Here is a 25,645-nt window from a genome sequence, read left to right on the forward strand (position 1 = left end):
CGCCACCGCGTTGATCGCGCTCGTCGTGCTCGGCGAGAAGAGCGGCGGGCTCGCGTGCTGGGGCATGGCGCTCGCGGCCGCCGGTCTATATCGGGTGATGCGGTATTGAGCGAACTACAGGGACTACCTGGGGCAGGTAACAGAATTTAAAGGTTTCCGACGCAGGGCGCACATACGTGCACACATCCGGAATGCGGGCGTCTGCTGGCGCCAAACAGCGAGCCGCAGCGCCTCGGCGGCATGTCTCGGGGAAACAATGCGAGCCGTCAGTCCCGCTGAGCGCGGCGTTTTGCGTGTTCCATGAAAACCGCGAGCTTGTGATGTCGTGTTGCGAAAAGTAGATTCTCCCGACGGTAACGCCGGGGTTTCGAATGGCTTCAATCGGAATCGAATTGGGTTCGGGAAAGCGCGCGACGCTGACGCGCGCGGGACGTGGGACGTTGTTGGCCGGTCAGCGCGCCGCGATCTCCGAACTGATTCACTGGCCGAAGTATGCAGGCCTGACGACGAATGCGGTGATGTACGTGCGGCAGTTGGGCCTTGGTGCCGTTCGTGGTGCACCGCTCGATGTGCTCCGGTCTGCCATCGAAGATGGGCGGGTCGCCGTCGAGATCGAGCGCGTGGCGGTGAATGGCGGCGCTTCTGGTGGTCAGCGGTCCACGCCCCCTTTCCCTCGTGGGAACCGGTTCGATAGAGTGGCACCAATGGCATCGCGGTCTGCGGACAAGCCAATCCCGAGCTGGGCACGGCCGAGCGATGTATCGGCTGATGAGTTGATACGATGCCTGGAGAGCATCATAGCTGGCACAGGCAGGAGCCCTGCCGACCTCTCGCCCGTACGGGTTGATAGCGCGCTGCTCAGCGACGCGACACCGTTCTCGCTCGGCGACTCACCGTGGGGCGACGCCATGACCATGGCGGCTGTCGACGCGTTTCAAGAGGAACAGTGTTTCGCACGATACGAAATCGACATGGAAATGTGTGCGGCCGCTGGCGCGATGTATAAAGACCCGAGGACCTACGCACTGTGCAGGCAACGTGCTTTTGAAAAATTCCAGACTTGTAGAGGAATGCGACATGAGCAAACCGAGACGCGCCACCATCGTGTTTTACGACGAGGAGACGGAACAGGTTACGCTGTGCACGGTGTTTCGCCGCGACGTGCAGGCCCTTCTTGACCGCGAAATGAATGCAGGTGTCGCCGTCACGATTCCGCCGCATGCCGAACCGAACGACGGGTGCCCGATTACCGATGAGGACGCGCGGCGATTGGGCGGCATGGCGCTGCTGATGCAGGCGGGTGTACATCCGGAATTGCGCGAACGGCTCAAGTTCGCAGAGTCAGGTTCCATCGACTGGTCCCCCGTTCAGCGCCCGGACACCGACTGAGAATTGGGGTGGGGCGCCTGCATCATGCCGTCGTGATGGTCTACGACGAGAAGAAGCGCGGACGTCCCCGTAAAAGGCGCGGTGCCGGACAAACGTCCGCCGCAATCACGATTCGCCCGAAGCTGATGCGACGTGATCCAACCTGACGCGGCGAATCAATCGTCGTGCGAGTGGCGGAATACTGGCCACCTTACATATTCCCGCACCCCGTTAGCATGTGACGAATCCGACTTTGGGCGCCGCGCAAGCAACGCTAAGATCGCCGCTCCCGTAGCTTGAGCGTCAACAAAAATGAAAAAGTCCGCGTCGCCGTTGCATGCCGTTCGTTTCCGTGTCGTCTGCGCCGCGATTGCCGGCGCGGTGTCGCTCGCGTCGTGCGGCGGCGTCGACAGCAATCCGCCGCCGCAGGCCAGCGCGACGCCGTCGGCCAAGCGCCCGAACATCCTGTACATCATGGCCGACGATCTCGGCTATTCCGACATCCACGCATTCGGCGGCGAGATCAATACGCCGAACCTCGACGCGCTCGTCGCATCGGGCCGCATCCTGTCGAACCATCACACGGGCACCGTCTGCGCGATCACGCGCGCGATGCTGGTGTCGGGCACCGATCACCATCTCGTCGGCGAAGGCACGATGGGCGTGCCGACCGACGAGCGGCGCGGGCTGCCCGGCTACGAAGGCTACCTGAACGATCGCGCGCTGTCGTTCGCGCAATTGCTGAAGGACGCCGGCTATCACACCTATATCGCGGGCAAGTGGCACATCGGCTCGGGAATCGTCGGCAGTGCGACGGGCAGCGGGCAGACGCCCGACCAGTGGGGCTTCGAGCGCAGCTACGTGCTGCTCGGCGGCGCGGCGACGAACCACTTCGCGCACGAGCCGGCCGGCTCGTCGAACTACACGGAAGACGGCCGCTACGTGCAACCGGGCCAGCCCGGGCAGCCGGGCGGCGCGGGCGGCAGCCCGGCCGTGTTCTATTCGACCGATTTCTATACGCAGAAGCTGATCTCGTACATCGATGCGAACAGGCAGGACGGCAAGCCGTTCTTCGCGTACGCGGCCTATACGTCGCCGCACTGGCCGCTGCAGGTGCCCGATCCGTGGCTGCACAAATACGCGGGCGTGTACGACGCCGGCTACGATGCGATCCGCAACGCGCGGATCGCGCGACAGAAGGCGCTCGGTCTGATTCCGGCCGATTTCAAGCCGTTCGACGGGCTGCCCGAGGCGACGACGGCATCGCCCGCGACGGCGAACAACGGCACCGCGAACGCGAAGTACATCAGCGCGGTACATTCGGCCGCGGACGGCTACAGCGACTACGGCACCGGCAAGGTCGACAAGCTGTGGTCGAGCCTGTCGCCGGCCGAGCGGAAGGCGCAGGCGCGCTACATGGAGATCTACGCGGGGATGGTCGAGAACCTCGACTACAACGTCGGACTCCTGATCCAGCATCTGAAGGACATCGGCGAATACGACAACACGTTCATCATGTTCCAGTCGGACAACGGCGCGGAAGGCTGGCCGATCGATTCCGGCGCGGACCCGACCGCAACCGATACCGCGAACGCGCAGGAGCCGGCCTATTCGGCGCTCGGCACCGACAACGGCAAGCAGAATGCGCAGCGTCTGCAGTACGGGCTGCGCTGGGCCGAAGTGAGCGCGGCGCCGTTCCGGCTCACGAAGGGCTATTCGGGCGAAGGCGGCGTATCGACGCCGACGATCGTGCACCTGCCGGGCCAGTCGCAGCCGTTGCCGACGCTGCGCGCGTTCACGCACGTGACCGACAACACGGCGACGTTCCTCGCGGTCGCGGGCGTCACGCCGCCGTCGCAGCCGGCGCCGCCGCTCGTCAACACGCTGACGGGCGTCGACCAGAACAAGGGCAAGGTCGTTTACAACAACCGCTACGTGTATCCGGTCACCGGCCAGTCGCTGCTGCCGGTGCTGACCGGCTCGGCAACGGGCGAGGTGCACACGACGCCGTTCGGCGACGAAGCGTACGGCCGCGCGTACCTGCGCAGCGCCGACGGCCGCTGGAAGGCGCTGTGGACCGAGCCGCCGCTCGGGCCGCTCGACGGTCACTGGCAACTGTACGATCTCGCGTCGGATCGCGGCGAGACGACCGACGTGTCCGCGCAGAACCCGTCGGTGATCGGCACGCTCGTCGACCAGTGGAAGGCCTACATGAGCAACGTCGGCGGCGTCGAGCCGCTGCGTCCGCGCGGCTATTACTGATCGCGGGGCGACACGATGCGGTTGCGTTTCTGGACGATCGGCGCGGCGCTGGCCGCCACGCTGTTCGCCGCCGCGTTCGCGGCGGGCTATGCGAATCCGGCGGCGCCGGCAGGCGACGCGTTCGACGAGCTGAATCGCGGCCGCGCGCTCGCGCCGCTCGGTTCGGAGCGCGCGTGCGAACGCTATTCGGGGCTGCCCGCGAAGTGGCGCGACGATCCGAAGGCCGGAATGGTGCATCTGCGCGGCGGCGCGTTCGTGTTCGGCAGCACGCGCGGCTATGCGGACGAGCGTCCGGCGGGCGACGGCCGCGCGCGCGTCGGCGGCTTCTGGATCGACCAGACCGACGTGACGATCGCGCAGTTCGCGGCATTCGTGCAGGCGACCGGTTACGTGACCGAGGCCGAGCAGCAGGGCGGCGCTGCGGTGTTTCATGTGCCGACGCGCGACGAGTTGAATGCGCGCGACCTCGCGTGGTGGTCGTGGGTGAAGGGCGCGTCGTGGCGGCATCCGCGCGGGCCCGGCAGCAACGTGGACGGGCTCGGCAACCTGCCGGTGACGCTCGTCACGCAGCGCGATGCGCTCGCGTATGCGCACTGGCTCGGCCGCGACCTGCCGACCGAGGCCGAATGGGAATATGCGGGCAAGGCCGGCCGCGACGACGCATCGCTCGATGCGGCGCCGCGCGATGCGCACGGCAAGCCGGCCGCGAACTACTGGCAGGGCGCGTTTCCGGTGCTCGACTCGGCCGAGGACGGCCATGCGGGGCTGGCGCCGGTCGGCTGCTATGCGGCGAACGGCTTTCGTCTTTACGACATGATCGGCAACGCATGGGAATGGACGAAGGACGCGTACACGGGACCGCATCAGTCGCACACGAACGGCGACACGGCGGCCGTCGCCCCGCCGACGCACCGGCACGATACGCCGATGGTCATCAAGGGCGGCTCGTTCCTGTGCTCGCGCGATTACTGCGTGCGCTATCGCGCATCGTCGCGCGAACAGCAGGAAGCCGATCTCGGCGCGTCGCACATCGGCTTCCGCACGATCCTGAGGGACGCGTCATGACGACGCGCATCGGGCGTTGGGTGGCGGCCTGGCTGCTGGCCGCATGCGGCGTCGTGCATCACGGCGCGGCGATGGCCGCCGAAGCCGCCGCTCCGGCCGTGCGCGTGGGCGTCACGCGCGGCGTGCATGCGCAGATTCTCGACGAAGTGAAGCGGGTGGCGGCCGCGCGCGGGCTGAGCGTCGACGTCGTCGAGTTCGACGATGCGTCGCGCATCGACACGGCGCTGGCCGACGGGCGCATCGACGCGGCCAGCTTCGAGGATGCGCAACAGCTTGCCGCGACGCGTGAGCGCAAGCGCTATGCGCTGACCGAAGTCGCGCCGACGGTCACGCTGCCGATGGCGTTCTATTCGCGCAAGCTGAAGCGCCTGAACGAACTGCAACCCGGCGCGACGGTCGCGCTTCCCGCCGATCCGCGCGGCATGGCGCGCGCGCTCGTGCTGCTGCAGAACGACACGCTGGTGACGCTGCGCGAAAAAGCCGGCCTGCATGCGACGCTGCGCGACGTGACGGGCAACCGGCTCGGGCTCAAATTCGTCGCGCTGCGCCGCGACCGGCTTTACGCGGCGCTCGATACGGCCGCGTTCGTCGCGATCGACAGCGACGACGCGGCCCGCTTCGGGCTGCAGCCGGCGCGCGACAGCATCAGCCTCGAGGACGCCCGCTCGCCGTATGCGAACGTGATGACGGTGCGCGACGCCGATCGCGCGAAGCCGTGGGTCGCGCAGCTCGTCGCCGCGTATCACTCGGACGACGTCGCGCGCTTCATCCTCACGCGCTACCAGGATTCGGTGCGGCGGCCGTGGTAGACACCTGGCTGCTCGCGTGCAACGCGTGCGGACGCTGCTGCAACAGCGCGCCCACGTTGTCGTTGCGCGAGCTGTTCCGGCATCGGCATCGCTTCGTCGGCGCGTTGACGATTCGCCGCGTGCCGAAGCGGCGGATCGGCGAACGCTGGCAGGCGGGCGGGCGCGAGCATGCGCTCGATGCGGCCGACGTCGCGGCCGCCGATGCGCTGTCCGACCGGTTGTTCCACGGCGGCGGCGTGCATGGCGAATGGCTCGCGCTGACGCTGCAAGGCTACGACTATCCGTCGCTGGGCCGCTGCACGGCGCTCGCCGACGACGGCCGTTGCGGCGTGCACGCGAACAAGCCGTCGATCTGCCGCGCAGTGCCGCTCGATCCGATGCTGCCCGACCGGTTGCAGTCGCGCGTGCTCGTGGCACGGCGCGACGATGCGGCGTGGCTGGGCGCGAACTGCATCGTCGAGGCGGGAAGCGGGCAATCCGCCGGCGAGCGGGCGTTTCCGATTCCGCTGGTGATGGCCGGGCAGGTCGCGGATCGTGCGGCGCTCGACGCGCATCGCGATGCGCTCGTGTTCGAGCGCGCGGTGTGGCGCGACGCCGTGTTCGCGTCGTTGACCGACGGCGGGCACGACGTGCGTCATGCGCTGTCGCGGCTTGCGCCCGGCGGCTACCTGACCGTGTCGATCGTGCCGGTGCTGTTGGCCGTCGCACCGGTTTCCGCACGTTGTCGCGCACTGTGCATCGACTTGATCGATGCTCAACTCGCGTTGATCGGCACCCGCATCGAAGCGGCGCTCGCGCGCCGACGAGCCGAAGACCGGCCGGCGACGAGCGAATTGCGCGGCTTCGCGCAGGCGCTGGAACGGGCGCGACGCGCGCTTGCGGCCATGCCGGCTCCGGCAGCCGCAACGCATGAGGACGCGCCGCGCATCGACGCGTGGCTCGACGATCGCGTCGACACCGATTCGCTCGCCGCCTGACGATCGCGGTACGCCGCGTGTGCCTTACACTTGGCGCTCTTTCAATCGTTGCAGAGCGAGCGGACATGTACGCGTCGACCTTCATTTTCCGTGCCGGGCAGTACGACGACGAATTCCACCGGCTCGACCGGCAGATCGCCGACGTGGCGCGCGCGACGCCCGGCTATCTCGGCGAGGAAACGTGGGAGAACGCGGAAGCTGGCCTGATCCAGAACGTCTACTACTGGGAATCCGAGGCGGCGCTGCGGCAATTGATGCAGCATCCCGCGCATCTCGAAGCCAAGGCGAAGCACGCGCGCTGGCTGGACGGGTATCGCGTCGTGATTTCGCAGGTGCTTCGCGAGTACGGCGACGGCAAGCTGACGCCGCCGCGTGCGGGGCCCTCCGCGTAACGGCTGCCGGTCAGGCGGTCGCGCCGGCGTCTCCCGGCGTGGCCGGTTCGCGCGCCGGGCGCTCCCAGATCGGGAACGTCGCGTTCTGGATCGACGTCTGCGCGTCGATGACCTTGCGGTGATCGATGCCGGGCAGGTCGAGCAGCCGATCGACCGCCGCCTTCGCGCCCTCCGCATCCTGCGGGAATGCGCACGCGAATTGCCTGCTCGTATCGAACAGGACCCACCAGACATCCGACGCGAACGGCCCCTGGTCGTTGGTTTCGATCAGGATCGCGCCGAGGTCGGACAGCGCGATGCCACGCGTCGCTCCGGTCCGGTCGGTCGACTCGATGCGCGTATCGGTTGCCGTCACGGTCCAGCCGCGCGGCCGGGCATTCGGCCGGGCCGCGGTGCGGGGGCCGATGCCGGTCGGCACGGCCGCGTCCGCGGCGCCGGTGGCAAGGCCCGGCGCACCGCCCTCCTGCGCCCCGCGCCCGTCGATCCACGGTAGCGCGGCGGCGCCCGCGATCGCTGCAACCCACAAGTAGTATCCGGCCCCGAACGTACGGATCGTTTCGTAGTTCGCGTCGGTCGGGATCGTATGCCACCCGAGCGCAAAGACCACGACGACGGCCAGCAACGCCGACACGGTGCGGCTCGGCCTGAGCAGCGCGACGACGAGCAGCGGGTTGCCGAGCCATGCGAATTGCAGGTCGAGGATCGCGAGCGGCCCGAGCGCGAGCACGGTGTAGCCGTGCCACCAGCTCACCGCGCCGGCCGCATTCGGCGGTTCGGCCGCGACGGGCAGCAGCAGCGACGCGACATACAGCGCGACGATCACGATGCGCGCGAGGTTCAGGCGGGGCGAAGCGGAGCGAATCTGCATGTTGCCTTCTCGTGGTGCACGATCATGCGAAGCGACGAATGCCGGACGGCGGGGCCGTCATTCACGACGCGCGGCGCCGATGTGGCGACGCGCCGAACGCGATTGTGGGCGATTCGCGCCGCGATGTCGAACGCGCGATATCCGGCGCGTCACGGTCAAAGCGCTTCGACCAGCAACCGCGTGCTCTTCTCGCAATACTCGTGACATGCCGCGCGCGCGGCGATCGATGCGCCGTGCACGAACCGCGGCGCGTCGGCCCGCCGCGACATCGACACGACGATCGACGGCGGCGACGGCTGCAGCGGCAGCTCGACGACTTCGCCGCTTTCGATCAGCGCGTCGACGAACAGCACCGGAATCGCGGCGACGCCGAAGCCGTCGCGCACCAGTTGCACGATCACCGAGATCGACGGCGACCCGGTGATGCGCGTCTCCGAGAGCGGCACGCCGTGCGCGTGCGCGAGCGTGCGCACGATGTCTTCCAGCGCGCGATGGGGCGCGGTGCCGCGCCCGTAGGTGAGGATCGGCTGGCGCAGCACCTGCCGCGCGAGGCCCGTGCGCGTGTTCGGCAGCAGCCCGGCGCGCGCGATCCAGCGCACCGGGTAGTTCGCGAGCGCATCGCATACGACCGACGCCTCGTCGCTGCCCTCGACGCGGATGATCAGGTCGAGCTCGCCGGCCATCAGCCGGCGCTGCAGCACGACGCTGACGTCGACGGTCAGGTCGATCTCGAGCTGCGGATAGTCGGCCGCAAGCCGCCGCATGTAGTGCGGCAGCCAGCTGTGCACGACCGTCTCGATCACGCCGAGCCGCAGCTTGCCGCGCAGGGCGCTCTCGCCGGACGCGGCGGCCTGCAGCTCCTGCGTCGCCTCGACCACCGCTTTCGCATAGCCGAGCAGGTATTCGCCGTTCGGCGTGAGCCGGAATTCACGGCTGTCGCGATCGACGAGTACCGTATGCAGCTCGTCCTCGAGCGCCTTCAGGCGCTGCGAGATCGCGGCCGGCGTCGCGTGCAGCGCAGCCGCGGTCGTGCGGAAGTTGCGCAGCTTCGCGAGCGTGACGAAGGTTTCGAGAAAACGCGTGTTCATGGCGGTCGAGCGAGCAGTGGATGCGCAGCTTGCCGGCGACGAAAAATGAACGGGACCGGGGAAAACCCGCGGATCCGTTAAGAAATTCTATACAGCGGGCGCAAAAAAACTCGTTGGCGACAAAATTTTTTCCTTTCTATTCTTCGCCGTATCCGATGACACACCACCGTCATCGCCACGTCATCCCGACCCGAGACCGATTCTCATGACGCCTTCCGAATTCCGCCAGTCCGTGCGCCGCGGCGCGTTCCGCGGCCCGACCGCCGGCCATTGCGGCCCGTTTGCCCAGGCGAACCTGGCGATCCTGCCCGACGCGTACGCGCACGATTTCCTGCGCTTCTGCCAGGCCAACCCGAAGGCCTGCCCGCTGCTGGGCGTCGGCGAACCGGGTGCGTTCCGGATCGACGCGCTGGGCGAGGATCTCGACATCCGCACCGACGTGCCGAGCTACAACATATATAGGGACGGCCGCCTGACCGAGCGCGTCGAGTCGCTCGAAGCGCTGTGGCGCGACGATTTCGTCGTATTTGCGATCGGCTGCTCGTTCTCGTTCGAGGACATGCTCGCCCGCGAAGGCATCGGGCTGCGCCACGTCGAAGAAGGTCGCAACGTGCCGATGTACCGCACGTCGATCGCGAACCGCCGCGCGGGCATCTTCGGCGGCCAGCTGGTCGTGTCGATGCGGCCGCTGCGCGGCGCCGACGCGATCCGCGCGGTGCAGATCACGAGCCGGTTCCCGGGCGTGCACGGCGCGCCGATCCATATCGGCCACCCGCGGGAACTCGGCATCGAGGATCTGAACGCGCCCGAATTCGGCGACGCGGTGACGATTCGCGACGGCGAACTGCCGGTGTTCTGGGCGTGCGGCGTGACGCCGCAAACCGCGCTGATGGACGCGAAGCTGCCGATCGCGATCGCGCATACGCCCGGCCACATGCTGATGACCGACATCCCGAACGCGTCGCTGGCCGTATTCTGACGCGGCCGGCATCCGGTACGCCACGCACATACGACACACCGCACCCCACGCCCTTTGACGGCGCACAACGACAGGAGCACCACCATGGAAAGCAAGACCTTCGCGGCGCCCGCCGCCGAGCCCGCGAGCCGCACGCGCAGCGGCCTGTTCTCGTGGTACGCGGATGCGCAGCCGCGCGAGCGCCGCGCATTCTGGAGCTGCAAGGTCGGCTACATGCTCGACGGGATGGACACGCAGATGCTGTCGTTCGTGATCCCGACGCTCGTCGCGACCTGGGGCATCTCGCTCGCCGACGCAGGCTTCATCGGCACGGTCACGCTGCTCGCGTCGGCGCTCGGCGGCTGGATCGCCGGCATCCTGTCCGACCGGATCGGCCGCGTGCGCACGCTGCAGCTCACGGTGCTGTGGTTCGCGGTGTTCACCGCGCTGTGCGGGCTCGCGCAGAACTACCACCAGCTGGTCGCGGCGCGGGCGCTGATGGGCTTCGGCTTCGGCGGCGAATGGACGGCCGGCGCGGTGCTGATCGGCGAGGTGATTCGCGCGCGCGACCGCGGCCGGGCCGTGGGCCTCGTGCAATCGGGCTGGGCGATCGGCTGGGGGCTCTGCGCGCTGCTGTATGCGCTGCTGTTCTCGGTGCTGCCGGCCGAGCAGGCGTGGCGCGCGCTGTTCCTCGTCGGGCTCGCGCCCGCGCTGCTGGTCGTCGCGATCCGTCGCTACGTGAAGGAGCCCGACGTCTACGAGAAGGAAAAGGCCGCGCAGGCGAAAGTGGCCGACGCGCCGCGCCTCACCGAGATCTTCGCGCCGAAGCTGATCACGACGACGCTGCGCGCGGCACTCCTGACGACCGGCGCGCAGGGCGGCTACTACGCGATCACGACGTGGCTGCCGACCTTCCTGAAGACCGAGCGGCATCTCACCGTGATGGGCACCGGCGGCTATCTCGCGATGATCATCTTCGGCTCGTGGGTCGGCTACCTGACGAGCGCGTACCTGACCGATCGCCTCGGCCGCAAGCCGAACTTCATCCTGTTCGCGGTCGGCTCGATGGTGATCGCGTTCTCGTACACGTCGCTGAACCTGACCAACGCGTCGATGCTGTGGCTCGGCTTCCCGCTCGGCTTCTTCGCCTCGGGCATCTTCTCGGGGATGGGCGCGTTTCTCACCGAGCTGTTCCCGACCCGCGTGCGCGGCTCCGGCCAGGGCTTCTGCTACAACGTGGGCCGCGCGATCGGTGCGCTGTTCCCGTTCCTGATCGGCGCGCTGTCCAGGCAGTACGGGCTCGGCACGAGCATCGGCATCTTCGCGGTCGCCGCCTACGGCGTGGTGATCGTCGCCGCGCTGACGCTGCCCGAGACCCGCGGCCGCGAACTCGACGCCGCCTGACCGACGGCGGCGGCCGGCCGTTCGTTTTTCTTCCCCTTTCATCGACACCGTGACACGGCGCGCGACGCGCGCCGTGCGGCGGCGCTCGTCCCTCGAATCAACGACGCATCGACCCGACATCATGACCGATCGACACCTTTCCCCCGTTTCCTCCGACGCCGCACGCTGGCAATTCTGGATCGACCGCGGCGGCACGTTCACCGATATCGTCGCGCGCCGGCCGGACGGCACGCTCGTCACGCACAAGCTGCTGTCGGAGAACCCCGAGCAATACCGCGACGCGGCCGTGGCTGGCATCCGCCACCTGCTCGGCCTCGCGGCCGGCGAGCCGATCACGCCCGAGCGCGTCGACATGGTGAAGATGGGCACGACGGTCGCGACCAACGCGCTGCTCGAACGCAAGGGCGAGCGTACCGCGCTGGCGACGACGCGCGGCTTTCGCGACGTGCTGCGCATCGCGTACCAGAACCGGCCGCGCCTGTTCGATCTCGACATCGTGCTGCCCGACGCGCTGTACGAGACGGTCGTCGAGATCGACGAGCGCGTCGGCGCGCATGGCGACGTGGTCGTGCCGCTCGACGTTCAGGGCGCCGAAGCGTCGTTGCGCCGCGTGTTCGACAGCGGCGTGCGCGCGCTCGCGATCGTGCTGATCCACGGCTACCGCCATACCGCGCACGAACGCGCGCTGGCCGAACTCGCGCGCCGCATCGGCTTCACACAGGTGTCGGTGTCGCACGAGGTGTCGCCGCTGATGAAGATGGTGTCGCGCGGCGACACGACCGTCGTCGACGCGTACCTGTCGCCGATCCTGCGCCGCTACGTCGAGCAGGTCGCGCACGAGATGCCGGGCGTGAACCTGCAGTTCATGCAGAGCAGCGGCGGGCTGACGCGCGCCGATGCGTTCCAGGGCAAGGACGCGATCCTGTCGGGCCCGGCCGGCGGCATCGTCGGGATGGTGCGCGCGGCCCGCGCGGCCGGCTTCGACCAGGTGATCGGCTTCGACATGGGCGGCACGTCGACCGACGTGTCGCACTACAACGGCGAATTCGAGCGCGTGTTCGAGACGCAGGTGGCCGGCGTGCGGATGCGCGCGCCGATGATGAGCATCCATACCGTCGCGGCGGGCGGCGGCTCCGTGCTCGGCTTCGACGGCGCGCGGCTGCGCGTCGGGCCCGAATCGGCCGGCGCGAACCCGGGGCCGGCCGCGTACCGGCGCGGCGGCCCGCTGACGGTGACCGACTGCAACGTGATGCTCGGCAAGATCCAGCCCGACCATTTCCCGCGCGTGTTCGGCCCGCAGGCGGACCAGCCGCTCGACCGCGACGGCGTGGTCGCGAAGTTCGCGGCGCTCGCCGACGAGATCCACGCGGCGACCGGGCGGCGCGAGACGCCCGAGGCGCTCGCCGAAGGGTTCCTGGAGATCGCGATCGGCAGCATGGCGAACGCGATCAAGAAGATTTCCGTGCAGCGCGGCCATGACGTATCGCGCTACGTGCTGACGACGTTCGGCGGCGCGGGCGGCCAGCATGCGTGCGGCGTGGCCGATGCGCTCGGGATGACGCAGGTGTTCGCGCATCCGCTCGCGGGCGTGCTGTCCGCGTACGGGATGGGGCTTGCCGACCAGACGGCGATGCGCGAGCGCGCGGTCGAGGCCGTGCTGACCGACGAATCGCTGCCGGCGCTGAATGCCGCGCTCGACCGGCTGGCCGACGAGGCCGTCGGCGCGCTGCTCGAACAGGGCGTGCCGCCGGAGCGGATCGCGACCGAACGGCGCGTGCACCTGCGCTATCAGGGCACCGACTCGGCGCTCGACGTGCCGGCCGGCAGCGTCGCCGCGATGCAGCAGGCGTTCGAGGCCGCGTATCGGCAGCGCTACGCGTTCCTGATGCCCGGCACGCCGCTCGTGGCCGAACTCGCGTCGGTCGAGGCGATCGGCCGCTCGGACGCGCCGGTCGATATCGCGCCGCTCGCGCCGCGCGAGGCGGGCGCGGCGCCGCAAGCGCACGCGGCCGTGCGCTTTTATTCCGGCGGCCGGTGGCACGACGCGGCGCTGTACGTGCGCGACACGCTCCTCGCCGGCGACGCGATCGACGGCCCGGCGATCGTCGCGGAGCAGAACGGCACGACCGTGGTCGAGCCCGGCTGGCGCGCCGGGATGACCGCGCAGGGCAACCTCGTGCTGACGCGCACGACGCCGCTGCCGACGCGCCGCTCGCTCGGCACCGACGCCGACCCGGTGCGGCTCGAGATCTTCAACAACCTGTTCATGTCGATCGCCGAGCAGATGGGGCTGCGGCTGCAGAACACCGCGTACTCGGTGAACATCAAGGAGCGGCTCGACTTCTCGTGCGCGATCTTCGACGGCGACGGCAACCTGATCGCGAACGCGCCGCACATGCCCGTGCACCTCGGCTCGATGGGGGAGAGCATCCGCACGGTGATCGAGCGCAACCGCGGCCGCATGCGCGACGGCGACGTGTTCATGCTGAACGACCCGTACCACGGCGGCACGCACCTGCCGGACGTGACGGTCATCACGCCGGTGTTCGCGGACGGCTCGGACGCGCCGCTGTTCTACGTCGGCTCGCGCGGCCACCACGCGGACATCGGCGGCACGACGCCGGGCTCGATGCCGCCCGATTCGATCCATATCGATGAGGAAGGCGTGCTGATCGACAACTGGCAGCTCGTGTCGGCCGGCGTGCTGCGCGATGCCGAGACACGCGCGCTGCTGGCGTCGGGCCGCTACCCGGCGCGCAACGTCGAGCAGAACATGGCCGACCTGCGCGCGCAGGTCGCCGCGAACCAGAAGGGCGTCGACGAGCTGCGCCGGATGGTCGCGCAGTTCGGCCGCGACGTCGTGCTCGCGTTCATGGGGCACGTGCAGGACAACGCGGAAGAAGCCGTGCGGCGCGTGATCGGCGCGCTGCAGGACGGCGCGTACCGCTACCCGCTCGACAACGGCGCCCAGATTCACGTCGCGATCCGCGTCGATCGCGCGGCGCGGCGCGCGGAGATCGATTTCACCGGCACGTCCGCGCAGCTCGACAACAACTTCAACGCGCCGAAGGCCGTCTGCATGGCCGCCGTGCTGTACGTGTTCCGCACGCTGGTGGGCGACGACATCCCGCTGAACGCCGGCTGCCTGAAGCCGCTGACCGTGATCGTGCCCGCCCGCTCGATGCTGAACCCCGAGTATCCGGCGGCCGTCGTGTCGGGCAACGTCGAGACGTCGTCGGCGATCACCAACGCGCTGTACGGCGCACTCGGCTGCGTCGCGTCGAGCCAGGGGACGATGAATAACTTCACATTCGGTAACGATCGCTACCAGTACTACGAGACGATCGCGGGCGGCAGCGGCGCGGGCGACGGCTTCGCGGGCGTCGGCGCGGTGCAGACGCACATGACGAACTCGCGGCTCACCGATCCGGAGGTGCTCGAATGGCGCTACCCGGTGCGGCTCGATTCGCACCGGATCCGCGCCGGCTCGGGCGGCGGCGGGCGCTGGCGCGGCGGCGACGGCGCGGTGCGGCGGATTCGCTTCCTCGAGCCGATGACGGCGTCGATCCTGTCGAACAACCGGATCCACGCGCCGTTCGGCGCGGCGGGCGGCGAGGCCGGCGCGCTCGGCCGCAACACGATCGAGCGGGCGGACGGCACCATCGAGACGCTCGATCACATCGGCCGCGCGCAGATGGCGCCGGGCGACGTGTTCGTCGTCGAAACGCCGGGCGGCGGCGGCTACGGCGTGGCGGGCTGAGCTGTGCACCCGGCGCGAACATCCCGCGCCGGGTTGCCGGCGGCGGGTGGAAGATATTGCAACGAACTGTGGAATAAAGCCGCGTATTCGCGCACAAATTGAATCAAAAACAGCAAAAAACGGGATCGCGGCATCCGGGTCGACCCAGCCGCCACGGCGACGCCAAAAGATCTGGCCCGATATTCGCGGATTGGCCGCGACCGCCCGCCTGTCGGGCCGCGCGGCGTGGCACGCGGCGCCCGGCACGCGCCGCGTCGCCCGCCCATTCGCACGCCGCCAATCATGATAAATCCGGCTTGCCAATCGAGTCCCAATTCCTTGACACTCTGCTCTAAATGTGAGTGCCAATCCTCATCGTCATTTGATAAGATGGCTCTCATCATTCATTCGTAAGGCAGAACCTGCGCATCACGCGCGAACGCCGGTCGCATCAGCTGCAAACAAGTACGGGACGAGACTCGCCGTCACGGCAATCACGTCCGCCCTGCCGGCCCGCGCACCGCGCGTCCCGGGAAGGCGGCCGGCCCGCTCGCCTCCGTCTACACTGTGCGTTTTTTCTGGATCGGGGCGTGTCCATGGATGACGAAAACGATAGCGCGGTGCTCGAGGCGCATGTCGGTACGCGCAGCCCCTGCTGGCGTCTCGGCAGCGACAGCAACGCGCTCGAACTCGCCGCGGTGCGCGGCCTGACCAACGTCGCGGTCGCGCTGACGGCCGAGCAGGCCGCGCGCATCCGCGCGCTCACCGGCGTCACGTCGCACCTCGTGCTCGACATCGTGCTGTTCGGCAGTCCGGTCAGCCTCCATCTCGTCGGCAGGAAGGTCAACACGGTCGACTGGGCCGGCACGGCGTCCGCCTATTCCGATACCGAATCCGTCGCCGGCGATCTGTCGCACGGGCTCGCGTTCGCCGAGCAGGTGGTGTCGGAGGTGAATTCGCTCGTCGTGATCCTCGACCGCAACGGGATGGTGCAGCGCTTCAACCGCCTGTGCGAGGAAGTGACCGGCAAGCGCGAGGTCGACGTGATCGGCCGCAGCGCGTTCGAGCTGTTCATGAGCCCGGAGCAGGGCGCGCAGTCGCGCAGCAACATCACGGGCTTCTTCGCGAGCAACCAGTCGTTCGCGGTCGAGCGCTACATCAACACGGTCAACGGGCCGCGCCTGTTCCAGTTCCGCAACAAGTTCGTGCAGAGCGGCAGCGGCGTCGACGAGCAGTACCTGATCTGCTCGGGCATCGACATCACCGAGGAGCGCAACGCGCAGCAGCGGCTCACCGAGCTCGCGAACACCGACGTGCTCACCGGGCTGCCGAACCGCCATGCGATCAGCGAGCGCATCCACGCGGCGATCGCGGAGGAAGACGCCAATACGCGCGGCCAGGTCGGCATCCTGTTCCTCGATCTCGACAACTTCAAGCGCGTCAACGATCACTACGGGCACATCACCGGCGACCGGCTGCTGCAGGACGTGTCCGCGGTCATCGGCGGCTGCCTGCCGTCCGGCGCGACGCTCGCGCGGCTCGGCGGCGACGAGTTCCTGGTGCTGTTCGAGCACGGCACGCGGCCGCTGCTCGAGGCGACCGCGCAGATCATCCTCGAGCGGCTGCGCACGCCGATCCACCTCGGGCTGGTGGAGGTCTACACGAGCTGCTCGATCGGCATCGCGATGTATCCGCAGCACGGCGATTCGCTCGAGACGCTGATCCGCAGCGCCGATACCGCGATGTACGTCGCGAAGGAAGAAGGCAAGCATACGTACCGCGTGTTCTCGCTGGAGATGAACCAGAAGGTCGCGAAGTACATGTGGCTCGACACGAACCTGCGCAAGGCGCTCGAGGAAGAGCAGTTCGTGCTGCACTACCAGCCCGTCGTCGACATCGCGACGGGCGACGTGCACGGCGTCGAGGCGCTGATCCGCTGGCAGTCGCCCGATCGCGGGCTCGTCGCGCCGGTCGAGTTCATCCGTTTCGCGGAAGAGTCGGGGCTGATCGCGCCGCTCGGACGCTGGGTGATGCGCACCGCGGCCGCGCAGGCCGCCGCGTGGAAGGCGAAGGGGCTCGGCATCCGGATCGCGGTGAACGTGTCCGCGCGGCAGTTGCAGGACATGAACATCGTGCACCAGTTCGCATCGATTCTCGACGGCGCGGGGCTCAAGCCGAGCCTCGTCGACATCGAGCTCACCGAGAGCAGCTTCATCGAGGACGAAGAAGCGGCGATCGGGCTGATGCGGCAGTTCCGCCAGCTCGGCGCGGAAATCCACCTCGACGATTTCGGCACCGGCTATTCGTCGCTGTCGCAGTTGTCGCGCCTGCCGCTCGACGCGATCAAGCTCGACCGCACCTTCATCACGGCCATCGACCGCAATCCGCGCTCGCAGGCGCTGGTGCGCTCCGTCGTGTCGCTCGCGAAGGCGCTGAATTTCGCGGTGATCGCCGAAGGCGTCGAAACGCATGCGGAGGCCGAATTCCTCAAGCAGCTCGACGTCGATCACGCGCAGGGCTACTACTACGCGCGGCCGATGCCGGCGCAGGCGTTCGAGGCGTGGCTCGCGGAGACGAGAAAGCTCAGGCTGATCGCCTGAGCTTCGTTCCGGAAAAAGGCGTCGCCGACGGCCGGCGGCGCCGTCGCATTACACCGTGCGCAGCTTCGACACGCGCCGGTTCTGCAGCATCACCAGGCGTTCCATGTACGCGAGATCCTTCGGCTCGATCGTGAACGCCGCATGCACCCACGCTTCCGTGATGTCCATCAGCTCCGAGCGCGACAACTGGAATACGCGTTCGCGCGCGCGCAGCATCGCGCGGATGCCGTTCAGCTTGGGCTTGGTCACGTCGATGAAGGTGCGCGTCGCAAGATACGCGTCACCGGCGTCGAACGTCTCGTCGATCAGCCCCTGGTCTTCGTACCACTCGGCCGCATGCGCCTCGCCGGTCGCGATCAGCGATTCCGCGAGGCCGCGGTTCGCCTTGCGCGCGACGAGCGAATAGCCGCCCATGCCCGGGAACAGGTTGAACGCGATCTCCGGGAACCCGAGTTTCACGCCCTTCTGCGCGAGCACGTAGTGATGCGCGAGCGCGGCCTCGAAGCCGCCGCCGAGCGCGCTGCCCTCGACCATCGCGATCGAGATCGCGCCGGTGCCGAAGCCGGTGTAGATCTCGTACACGCCGTCGATGCACGAGCGCGCGTAGGCCATCAGCTGATCGCGCCGGCCGCTGCGGATCGCGTCGACGAAGAAGCTCAGGTCGCCGCCGACGTTGAACAGCTCGGGGACGAGCGAGCCCGTCACCCAGAAGTCGAACGTGAGGCCCGAGTCGCGTGCGACGCGCGCGAGATGGATGATGTCGGTGACGAGTTGCTGGTTGAAACACGGCCGCGGCTCCGATCGCAGCATCATCCACATGACGTTCCGGCCTTCTTCGTAGAAGGCCGTCAGTTGCGAGAGTTCGCCGGCTTCGTAAAACGGGCGGCACGCCGGATGGGATTGGAGTTGCATGGTATGTCCTCGTGAGATGTGGTTTTTGAAGACCATCGCGCCCGGTGCCCTGCGGGAATCGGGTTGCCCGCCGGGCGCCAGGCGCGAGGCATCGCCATTGTTGCGCGCGCACAAATGTCGAAATGCGGGGAACAACGCACGAGCGGGACGCCGGTGCGGATCGCGTCCGGGCGACGGGGCGGGGGGCGGTGGATTGGGGATGAGGGGCCGAGATCGGCGGGTGGAAGGCGGCGCGAGCGGAGCGGCGCGCCGGCGATGAGGCGGCCGGCGTCGCCGGTCGCTTGCGCGCCGAATATGACGTCGGGACGCCGATCGACGGTAGCGGGTCGGGCCGATCGGCGTGGCGGCCCGCCGATTCGCCGTGAGCGATCGCGCACCGCGCATGACCGTGCGGCGCCGATCGGTGTCGGGTGCCGCCGTTCGAGATGCGGCGCCGTCGGCAAGAGGCCGAACGGGATCACGCGCAGCCATGCGAACGCAATCGCGAGGTCGCCGATTTTGAAATCGGTGTTGCTCCGCATGATGTCTGCTTCCCGATGGCGCGGCTTGACGCTCGCCGGCACGTCGCCCACACTGGGTCGCACGACGGCCACGCGTGAGGGTGGCGCGGGCGGCCGTCATGCGCGCGTCATGCGGGTCGGGCTGCCGTGCCGGCGCGCGGTGCTGACGCCCGGCAACGAACGCGCGGGGAGCTTCGACGTGGTGCGCTTTCCTTCCCGATGGACCGGCTGCCTGCTCGCGTGCGCCATCGCGCTCCGCGCGGGGGCGGCCGCGGCCGATACGCGCGACTCACACGACACGCGCGATGCTCGCGATGCGGGCGATACGGCGCCCGTCACGCTCGTCAGCGACGTCCACGAATTCGTGATCCAGCGCGACGGCTCGCTCGACGAGCACGACGATTCGACGCTGCGCGCGAATGACGCGAACGGCATCGACGCGGTCGCGCAGCGCTACGTGTGGTTCGACAAGCATCTCGAGAAGGTGGAGTTGCTTGCGGCCGAGACGATCGACCGCGACGGCGTCGCGCATCCGGTCGGCGCGGACGGCATTCGCGACGTGCAGGAGCCGCGCTCGGCCGGCGCGCCGACGTTCCAGGACGGGCTGCTGCGCACCGTCGTGTTCCCCGGCGTCGAAGCCGGGTCGAGCACGCGCGTCGCGTTCCGCAAGACCCGCACGAAGCCGGTCAATCGCGGCTACTTCGGCTACACCGTCGAGCCGTCGCGCGAGCCGGTCGACAGCCAGCGGCTGATCTTCGACGTGCCGGCCGACATGCCGCTGTATGCGGATGCGCGCGGCTACGTCGCGCTGCCGCCCGTCACGGCGAACGGCCGCACGCGCTACGCATTCGACTACCGGCACGGCGCGTACGATCGCATCGAGAGCGGCGCGGTCGGCTACCCGACCTACGGCGACCGGCTCGTCGTGTCGACGCTGCCCGACTACGCGGCATTCGCCGCGCGCTACCGCAACGCAGCCGTCGATCCGGGCGCGAACGATCCGGCCGTCGTGCAACTGGCGCGTGCGCTCACGGCGGATGCCGCCGATCCGCGCGACAAGGCACGCATCCTGTACGACTGGGTGCAGGCGAACGTGCGCTACGTCGGGCTGTTTCTCGGCGAAACGGCCGCCGCGCCGCACCGCGTCGCCGACATCCTGCGCAACCGCTACGGCGACTGCAAGGATCACGTCGCGCTGTTCGGCGCGTTGCTCGCGGCGGTCGGCATTCGCAGCGAACCGGTGCTGATCAATCTCGGCGCCGTGTACACGCTGCCGTCGGTGCCCGGCTACGGCGCCGGCGCGATCAATCATGCGATCACGTGGCTGCCCGATCTCGGCCTCTACGCGGATACGACGACGGCCGGCATCGCGTTCGGCTACCTGCCGCCGATCGTGATGGACCGCCCGGCGCTGCTGGTCGATACGGGCGTGCTGTCGCGCACGCCGGCCACGCAGCCGCGCGGCCGCATCGCACGGATCGCGATCGATGCCGCGCAGCCCGGCGCCGCGCGCGTTCAGGCGTATGTCGAGGACGACGGCTGGACGGCGGAGCTCGAACGCAACCTGTTTCGCCGCGCGTCGCGCGAGCGCATCGCGCAACTCGCGAACGAGCGCCTGCGGCAAAGCGGCCTGCGCGGCCGCGCGCAACTGTCGACCAGCGACCGGCGCGTGTCGACAGGCCCGTTCGACGTGACGATAACCGGCACGCTCGATCATTTCGTGTGGCCTGACGGCACGACCGCGTTGCCCGCGCTGTCGAGCGTCACGGGCGGCATCGCGACACAGGTCGAGACGTGGCTGGCCGAGCCCGTGCGCACGCAGCCGTGGGGTTGCCTCGGCGGCACGTTCGACGAGAGCGGCCAGATCGCGCTGCCGGCGGGCGTCGCCGTGACCGACCTGCCGGCCGATACGGCCGTGCACGACCGCTTCGTCGACTTCACGTCGCATTACGTGTTCGATGCGGCCGCGCGGGTCGTGCAGGTCACGCGGCGGATGAAGGCGGATTTCGGCCGGCAGGTCTGTACGCCGGCCGAATTCACGGCGCTGCGCGCGTCGCTCGAGCGCATCGAGCGCGACACGCAGGCGCAGATCGTCGTGCGGGCGAAGCAGCGTTGAGCGGCGCGGGCACGGCATTCGCTCCGAACGGGCGAATCACCGGAATCGCCGACGCGCAGGAGGACATCATGACGGAACGGGATCACGAGATCGCCGAACTCTCGAAGGAATTGTTGGGCAGGATCGTGCAGGGCACGGTCGCGACCGGCGCGGCAGTCGACGCGGAGCAGTGCGCGGCGCTCGCGGTGCGGTGCGCGACGGCGCTGGTCGACCGGCTCGACGCGTTGAAGTGACGCTCGCGGGCCCCCGCCCCAGCCGCCGCCACCACCGGCGCCGCGCGTCGGCGCGTTACGCTTCGGCGTGCACGTTGCCGTCCGCGCGCACGGCGCCGGGCGGCTTGCCGACCACGCGCTTGAACGCGCGGCTGAACGCGGCGAGCGAACCGTAGCCGAGCCGGTACGCGACCGCTTCGATCGTCTCGCGGTCGCGTGCGATCCACTGCGCGGCGAGCCGCATCCGCAGCTCGGTCAGGTAGCGCACGGGCGTCATCCCGGTGGCCGCGAGAAAACGCTCGGCGAACACCGAGCGCGACACGCCCGCTTCGGTCGCGAGCTCCGCGACGCTCCAGTTGCGGCCCGGGTCGCGATGCAGCGCGACGATCGCGCGGCCGAGCTTCGGCTCGCGCAGCGCCTGCACCCAGCCGGTCGCATCGCCGCATCCGCACTCGACCCAGCCGCGCACGATGAACGCCGCGACCACGTCCGCGAGCCGCGCGAGGATGCCCGCGAAGCCCGCGCGCGCCGTGCACGCCTCGCGCTCCATCGCGTCGAGCATCGGCCGGATTTCCGGGTAGCGCGCGAGCAGCGTGCCCACGTGCATGAGTGCGGGCATCGTGCCGACGAGCGGCTGCATGCCGCCGAGGTCGAGTTCCATGCACGCGCTGAAGATCAGCGCATCGCCGGCGCCGGGTTCCGTCGTCGCGCAGGTCGGGGGCGACATGCCGGCCGACGCGACCGACGCCACCGTATCGCATATCTTCCTGGCCTCGAAGCCGTTGATCTCGCGGCACGGCACATCCGGATCGGATACCAGCGCATGCATGCCGCCGTGCGGCAACAGGATCGCGTCGCCGGCCTCGAGCCGCATCGTCTCGCCCGACGCGTCGCGCAGCAGCACGGGCCCGCGCACGACGAAATGGAACTGCGCGCGGCCCGGCGCATGGCCGAAATTCAGCCCGAACGGCCGCGCGACCTGGATGCGGCGGTACTGGACGCCGCTCAGGCGCATCCCCAGCAGCAACTCGCTGACGAGGTCGTGCGCATCGGGAATCGGCGGCAGAAGGGGTTCGGACATCGTGAGATACGGACGATCGATCAACAGGAACGGATTGTATGTCATAGACCGTCCTGCCGCTGTTCCTTACGATACGCCCTCATCAGTACTTTCCCTAACCGACACGGAATCCCGCATGAATCCCGGAATCTCCCCGGCCGCCTCGACGGCGGCCCCCCGCGAACCGGCCTGGGGCGCGGTATTCGCGATGGCGCTCGGCGTGTTCGGGCTCGTCACGGCCGAATTCCTGCCGGCGAGCCTGCTCACGCCGATGGCCGAGAGCCTCGGCGTGACCGAAGGCGTGGCCGGGCAGGCCGTCACGGCCACCGCCACGGTCGCGCTCGTCACGAGCCTGCTGATCTCGGCGCTCACGCGCACGATCGACCGGCGGCGCGTGCTGCTCGTGTTTTCGGTGCTGCTCGTGGCGTCGAACCTCGCCGTCGCGTTCGCGCCGAACCTGGGCGTGCTGCTGTTCGGCCGCGTCGTGCTCGGCATCGCGCTCGGCGGCTTCTGGACGATGGCCACCGCCACCGCGATGCGGCTCGTGCCGACGGCGATGGTGCCCCGCGCGCTGTCGATCATCTTCAGCGGCGTGGCGGTCGCGACCATCGCGTCCGCGCCGATGGGCAGCTACTTCGGTCACCTGATCGGCTGGCGCAACGTGTTCCTGATCGCGGCCGTGCTCGGCGGCATCGCGTTCGTGTCGCAGCTTCTCACGCTGCCGTCGATGCCGCCGAGCGGCACGACGCGGCTGCGCACGCTGATCGACGTGCTGCGCCGGCCGACCGTCGGCCTCGGGATGTTCGCGACGATCCTCGTGTTCACCGGCCATTTCGCGTTCTTCACGTATCTGCGGCCGTTCCTCGAACAGGTGGCGGGCGTCGGCGTGAACGGGCTGTCGGCGATCCTGCTCGGCTACGGCATCGCGAACTTCGTCGGCACGTCGCTCGCGGGCCGCGTGCTCGAACACCGGTTGCGGCCGATGCTGATCGGCATGCCCGCGTTGATGGTCGTGCTCGGCATCGCGCTCGTCGCGCTCGGCCGTGCGCCGATGATCGACGCGGTGCTGGTCGCGTTGTGGGGGATGGCGTTCGGCGGCGTGCCGGTCGCGTGGTCGACGTGGGTCACGCGCACCGTGCCCGACGAGGCCGAGAGCGCGGGCGGGCTGATCGTCGCGGCGATCCAGCTCGCGATCGCGACGGGCGCCGCGGCCGGCGGCGTCGTGTTCGACGCGAACGGCGCGGCGGGCGTGTTCGTCGGCGCGGCGATCGTGCTGGCGGTGGCGGTCGCGACGATCGTCACCGGCGTGCCGAAGCGCGTCGGCGTGGCCGCGTCCTGACCGGCGTGGCGGCCCGCGTTGCACGGGCTGCCAGGCGGATTATCCGCGCGTCACGCGGCGTCGGCGCCCGCGATGCGGTCGAGTTCCGCGAGCGCGTCGGCCGGCAGCTCGAGGTCGGCTGCCGCGAGATTCTCGCGCAGATGCGCGACCGACGACGTGCCCGGAATCAGCAGGAGATTCGGCGCGCGGCGCAGCAGCCATGCAAGCGCGACCTGCATCGGCGTCGCGCCGATGCGCGCGGCCACGCCGGACAGCGTCGACGACTGCAGCGGCGAGAAGCCGCCGAGCGGGAAGTACGGCACGTATGCGATGCCGTCGCGGGCGAGCGTGTCGATCAGCGCATCGTCGCCGCGGTGCGCGATGTTGTAGTGGTTCTGCACGCACACGATGTCGCAGATCCGCCGACCTTGCGCGACCTGCGCGGGCGTGACGTTGCTCAGGCCGATGTGCCGCACGAGCCCGCGCCGCTGCAGCTCGGCGAGCGTGGCCAGCGGCGCCTCGATCGATCCTTCGGCCGGCCCGTGCGTATCGAACATGATGCGCAGGTTGACGACGTCGAGCACGTCGAGCCCCAGGTTGCGCAGGTTGTCGTGCACGGCCCGTTCGAGTTCGTCGGGCGCGAAGGCGGGCAGCCACGACGCGTCGTCGCCGCGGCGTGCGCCGATCTTGGTGACGATCACGAGATCGTCGCGATACGGATGCAGCGCGTCGCGAATCAGCCGGTTCGTCACGTGCGGGCCGTAGAAGTCGCTGGTGTCGAGATGGTCGACGCCGGATGCGACGGCTTCGCGCAACACGTTCAACGCGGCCTCGCGATCTTTCGGCGGGCCGAATACACCGGGGCCCGCAAGCTGCATCGCGCCGTAGCCGATTCGTCTGACGGGGCGATCGCCGAGCCTGAAGGTGGCGGTATGGCGAATATCGGGCATGACCTTACTCCTGTCGAAGAGATGAATGCGTTCAGCATAAGGACGAGTCGGCTGCGCGATAAGCGGGCATAATTCGCACGGGTTGTACGAAAAGGCGAACAATGCAAACCGATCTGGGTGATCTGAACGCATTCATGGCCGTCGCACGCGCGAGCGGATTCCGCGACGCCGCACGCATGACGGGCCTCAGCGCGTCGGGGCTGAGCGAGGCCGTGCGCCGGCTGGAAGCGCGGCTCGGCGTGCGGCTGCTGCACCGCACGACGCGCAGCGTCGTGCCCACCGAAGCCGGCGAGCGCCTGCTCGCGCGTCTCGAGCCCGCACTGACCGAAGTGGCGGCGGCGCTCGACGGTATCGATGAATTCCGCGGCCGACCGGCCGGCACGCTGAAACTCAACGTGCCGGTCAGCGCGTCGCGGCTCGTGTTACCGGCGATCGTGCCGCGCTTTCTCGATGCGTATCCGGACATCCGGCTGGAAGTGACTGCCGACGAAAATTTCGTCGACGTGCTCGCGGCCGGATGCGACGCGGGCATCCGCTACGACGAACGGCTCGAACAGGACATGATCGCGGTGCCGATCGGCCCGCGCATCCAGCGGTTCGCGACCGCGGCGGCGCCCGGCTATCTCGACCGGCACGGCCGGCCGCGGCATCCGCGCGACCTGCTCGCCCATCGGTGCCTGCGCGGGCGCTTCGCGAGCGGCGCGATGCCGCCGTGGGAGTTCGAGCGCGACGGCGAGGTCGTGCGGGTCGAGCCGGCCGCCGGGCCGCTGCTGGTCCAGATCGGCGGGGCGACGGAGCTGCTGGTCGACGCGGCGATCGCCGGGACGGGCATCGTGCATCTGTTCGAAGACTGGCTGCGTCCGCATCTCGACAGCGGCGCGCTCGAACCCGTGCTCGAACCGTGGTGGCGGCCGTTTTCGGGGCCCTTTCTGTATTATCCCGGGCGGCGTCTCGTGCCGCCGGCGCTACGCGCGTTCATCGATTTCATCAAGGTATCCTGAGCGTTCGACCACGCCCCGGGGCATGCGCGCCCAGCGGGCCGCGTGC

Annotated in this window: 19 protein-coding genes; 14 read left to right on the forward strand and 5 right to left on the reverse strand. The window is 69.1% G+C overall.

Annotation, left to right across the window (positions count from 1 at the left end):
• Positions 1 to 1,077: 1,077 nt before the first annotated feature.
• The 6 genes from LGM42_RS13180 to LGM42_RS13205 all read left to right on the forward strand — a co-directional run bounded on the left by LGM42_RS13180 (position 1,078) and on the right by LGM42_RS13205 (position 6,873).
• Positions 1,078 to 1,389: a hypothetical protein gene (locus tag LGM42_RS13180; RefSeq protein WP_226232394.1), complete on the forward strand. Its 312-nt coding sequence runs from the start codon at positions 1,078 to 1,080 to the stop codon at positions 1,387 to 1,389.
• Positions 1,390 to 1,680: 291 nt separating this feature from the next.
• Entirely contained in the window at positions 1,681 to 3,630 is a 1,950-nt protein-coding gene (locus tag LGM42_RS13185; RefSeq protein WP_226232395.1) for an arylsulfatase, read from the forward strand.
• A 15-nt stretch (positions 3,631 to 3,645) separates the two neighbouring features.
• On the forward strand, positions 3,646 to 4,695 hold the full coding sequence (locus LGM42_RS13190) for a formylglycine-generating enzyme family protein (protein WP_059579958.1): 1,050 nt from the start codon (positions 3,646 to 3,648) through the stop codon (positions 4,693 to 4,695).
• Entirely contained in the window at positions 4,692 to 5,504 is an 813-nt protein-coding gene (locus tag LGM42_RS13195) for a MetQ/NlpA family lipoprotein (RefSeq protein ID WP_226232396.1), read from the forward strand. Before LGM42_RS13190 ends, LGM42_RS13195 begins: the two co-directional genes overlap by 4 nt.
• Complete coding sequence (locus LGM42_RS13200) at positions 5,498 to 6,481, forward strand: YkgJ family cysteine cluster protein (RefSeq protein ID WP_226232397.1); 984 nt, start codon at positions 5,498 to 5,500, stop codon at positions 6,479 to 6,481. Before LGM42_RS13195 ends, LGM42_RS13200 begins: the two co-directional genes overlap by 7 nt.
• A gap of 65 nt (positions 6,482 to 6,546) precedes the next feature.
• Positions 6,547 to 6,873: an antibiotic biosynthesis monooxygenase family protein gene (locus LGM42_RS13205; protein ID WP_099317087.1), complete on the forward strand. Its 327-nt coding sequence runs from the start codon at positions 6,547 to 6,549 to the stop codon at positions 6,871 to 6,873.
• Between the two features lie 10 nt (positions 6,874 to 6,883).
• Here LGM42_RS13205 and LGM42_RS13210 read toward each other — a convergent pair whose 3' ends face one another.
• Complete coding sequence (locus tag LGM42_RS13210; RefSeq protein WP_226232398.1) at positions 6,884 to 7,741, reverse strand: hypothetical protein; 858 nt, start codon at positions 7,739 to 7,741, stop codon at positions 6,884 to 6,886.
• Positions 7,742 to 7,896: 155 nt separating this feature from the next.
• Positions 7,897 to 8,829 carry a LysR family transcriptional regulator gene (locus tag LGM42_RS13215; protein ID WP_059579973.1) on the reverse strand — a complete coding sequence of 311 codons (933 nt, stop codon included), beginning with the start codon at positions 8,827 to 8,829 and terminating at the stop codon, positions 7,897 to 7,899.
• Positions 8,830 to 9,034: 205 nt separating this feature from the next.
• Here LGM42_RS13215 and LGM42_RS13220 point away from each other — a divergent pair, with 205 nt between their 5' ends.
• The 4 genes from LGM42_RS13220 to pdeR all read left to right on the forward strand — a co-directional run bounded on the left by LGM42_RS13220 (position 9,035) and on the right by pdeR (position 17,530).
• On the forward strand, positions 9,035 to 9,808 hold the full coding sequence (locus LGM42_RS13220) for a putative hydro-lyase (RefSeq protein ID WP_059640380.1): 774 nt from the start codon (positions 9,035 to 9,037) through the stop codon (positions 9,806 to 9,808).
• A gap of 84 nt (positions 9,809 to 9,892) precedes the next feature.
• Entirely contained in the window at positions 9,893 to 11,191 is a 1,299-nt protein-coding gene (locus LGM42_RS13225) for an MFS transporter (RefSeq protein ID WP_226232399.1), read from the forward strand.
• 121 nt (positions 11,192 to 11,312) lie between these two features.
• The gene (locus tag LGM42_RS13230; RefSeq protein WP_226232400.1) at positions 11,313 to 14,951 is read left to right on the forward strand and encodes a hydantoinase B/oxoprolinase family protein; all 3,639 of its coding nucleotides are present in this window, start codon (positions 11,313 to 11,315) and stop codon (positions 14,949 to 14,951) included.
• Between the two features lie 575 nt (positions 14,952 to 15,526).
• Entirely contained in the window at positions 15,527 to 17,530 is a 2,004-nt protein-coding gene (gene pdeR, locus LGM42_RS13235) for a cyclic di-GMP phosphodiesterase (protein ID WP_059640374.1), read from the forward strand.
• Between the two features lie 48 nt (positions 17,531 to 17,578).
• Here pdeR and LGM42_RS13240 read toward each other — a convergent pair whose 3' ends face one another.
• Positions 17,579 to 18,442, reverse strand: coding sequence for a crotonase/enoyl-CoA hydratase family protein (locus LGM42_RS13240; RefSeq protein WP_059579986.1), 864 nt, complete (start codon positions 18,440 to 18,442; stop codon positions 17,579 to 17,581).
• Between the two features lie 699 nt (positions 18,443 to 19,141).
• Between LGM42_RS13240 and LGM42_RS13245 the strand changes: the two genes are divergently transcribed.
• Together LGM42_RS13245 and LGM42_RS13250 are read left to right on the forward strand one after the other, a co-directional pair.
• Positions 19,142 to 21,058, forward strand: coding sequence for a DUF3857 domain-containing protein (locus tag LGM42_RS13245; protein WP_226232480.1), 1,917 nt, complete (start codon positions 19,142 to 19,144; stop codon positions 21,056 to 21,058).
• Positions 21,059 to 21,126: 68 nt separating this feature from the next.
• Positions 21,127 to 21,291: a hypothetical protein gene (locus tag LGM42_RS13250; RefSeq protein ID WP_180278226.1), complete on the forward strand. Its 165-nt coding sequence runs from the start codon at positions 21,127 to 21,129 to the stop codon at positions 21,289 to 21,291.
• A 55-nt stretch (positions 21,292 to 21,346) separates the two neighbouring features.
• Here LGM42_RS13250 and LGM42_RS13255 read toward each other — a convergent pair whose 3' ends face one another.
• Entirely contained in the window at positions 21,347 to 22,396 is a 1,050-nt protein-coding gene (locus LGM42_RS13255) for an AraC family transcriptional regulator (RefSeq protein WP_226232401.1), read from the reverse strand.
• A 70-nt stretch (positions 22,397 to 22,466) separates the two neighbouring features.
• Here LGM42_RS13255 and LGM42_RS13260 point away from each other — a divergent pair, with 70 nt between their 5' ends.
• A complete protein-coding gene (locus tag LGM42_RS13260; RefSeq protein ID WP_060010326.1) occupies positions 22,467 to 23,669 on the forward strand; it encodes an MFS transporter in 1,203 nt (400 codons plus the stop codon).
• Positions 23,670 to 23,719: 50 nt separating this feature from the next.
• Here the strand turns inward: LGM42_RS13260 and LGM42_RS13265 are convergent, their stop codons facing one another.
• Complete coding sequence (locus tag LGM42_RS13265) at positions 23,720 to 24,598, reverse strand: aldo/keto reductase family oxidoreductase (protein ID WP_060315847.1); 879 nt, start codon at positions 24,596 to 24,598, stop codon at positions 23,720 to 23,722.
• A 101-nt stretch (positions 24,599 to 24,699) separates the two neighbouring features.
• Here LGM42_RS13265 and LGM42_RS13270 point away from each other — a divergent pair, with 101 nt between their 5' ends.
• Positions 24,700 to 25,599 carry a LysR family transcriptional regulator gene (locus LGM42_RS13270; RefSeq protein ID WP_226232402.1) on the forward strand — a complete coding sequence of 300 codons (900 nt, stop codon included), beginning with the start codon at positions 24,700 to 24,702 and terminating at the stop codon, positions 25,597 to 25,599.
• The last annotated feature ends 46 nt before the right edge of the window (positions 25,600 to 25,645 follow it).

This window comes from Burkholderia sp. AU39826, assembly GCF_020419965.1.
Lineage (GTDB): Bacteria > Pseudomonadota > Gammaproteobacteria > Burkholderiales > Burkholderiaceae > Burkholderia > Burkholderia semiarida.

Coding starts and splice junctions, on each gene's coding strand:
- LGM42_RS13180 (WP_226232394.1), top strand. CDS start 1,078: ATGAGCAAACCGAGACGCGCCACCATCGTGTTTTACGACGAGGAGACG.
- LGM42_RS13185 (WP_226232395.1), top strand. CDS start 1,681: ATGAAAAAGTCCGCGTCGCCGTTGCATGCCGTTCGTTTCCGTGTCGTC.
- LGM42_RS13190 (WP_059579958.1), top strand. CDS start 3,646: ATGCGGTTGCGTTTCTGGACGATCGGCGCGGCGCTGGCCGCCACGCTG.
- LGM42_RS13195 (WP_226232396.1), top strand. CDS start 4,692: ATGACGACGCGCATCGGGCGTTGGGTGGCGGCCTGGCTGCTGGCCGCA.
- LGM42_RS13205 (WP_099317087.1), top strand. CDS start 6,547: ATGTACGCGTCGACCTTCATTTTCCGTGCCGGGCAGTACGACGACGAA.
- LGM42_RS13210 (WP_226232398.1), bottom strand. CDS start 7,741: ATGCAGATTCGCTCCGCTTCGCCCCGCCTGAACCTCGCGCGCATCGTG.
- LGM42_RS13215 (WP_059579973.1), bottom strand. CDS start 8,829: ATGAACACGCGTTTTCTCGAAACCTTCGTCACGCTCGCGAAGCTGCGC.
- LGM42_RS13220 (WP_059640380.1), top strand. CDS start 9,035: ATGACGCCTTCCGAATTCCGCCAGTCCGTGCGCCGCGGCGCGTTCCGC.
- LGM42_RS13225 (WP_226232399.1), top strand. CDS start 9,893: ATGGAAAGCAAGACCTTCGCGGCGCCCGCCGCCGAGCCCGCGAGCCGC.
- LGM42_RS13230 (WP_226232400.1), top strand. CDS start 11,313: ATGACCGATCGACACCTTTCCCCCGTTTCCTCCGACGCCGCACGCTGG.
- pdeR (WP_059640374.1), top strand. CDS start 15,527: ATGGATGACGAAAACGATAGCGCGGTGCTCGAGGCGCATGTCGGTACG.
- LGM42_RS13240 (WP_059579986.1), bottom strand. CDS start 18,442: ATGCAACTCCAATCCCATCCGGCGTGCCGCCCGTTTTACGAAGCCGGC.
- LGM42_RS13250 (WP_180278226.1), top strand. CDS start 21,127: ATGACGGAACGGGATCACGAGATCGCCGAACTCTCGAAGGAATTGTTG.
- LGM42_RS13255 (WP_226232401.1), bottom strand. CDS start 22,396: ATGACATACAATCCGTTCCTGTTGATCGATCGTCCGTATCTCACGATG.
- LGM42_RS13260 (WP_060010326.1), top strand. CDS start 22,467: ATGAATCCCGGAATCTCCCCGGCCGCCTCGACGGCGGCCCCCCGCGAA.
- LGM42_RS13265 (WP_060315847.1), bottom strand. CDS start 24,598: ATGCCCGATATTCGCCATACCGCCACCTTCAGGCTCGGCGATCGCCCC.
- LGM42_RS13270 (WP_226232402.1), top strand. CDS start 24,700: ATGCAAACCGATCTGGGTGATCTGAACGCATTCATGGCCGTCGCACGC.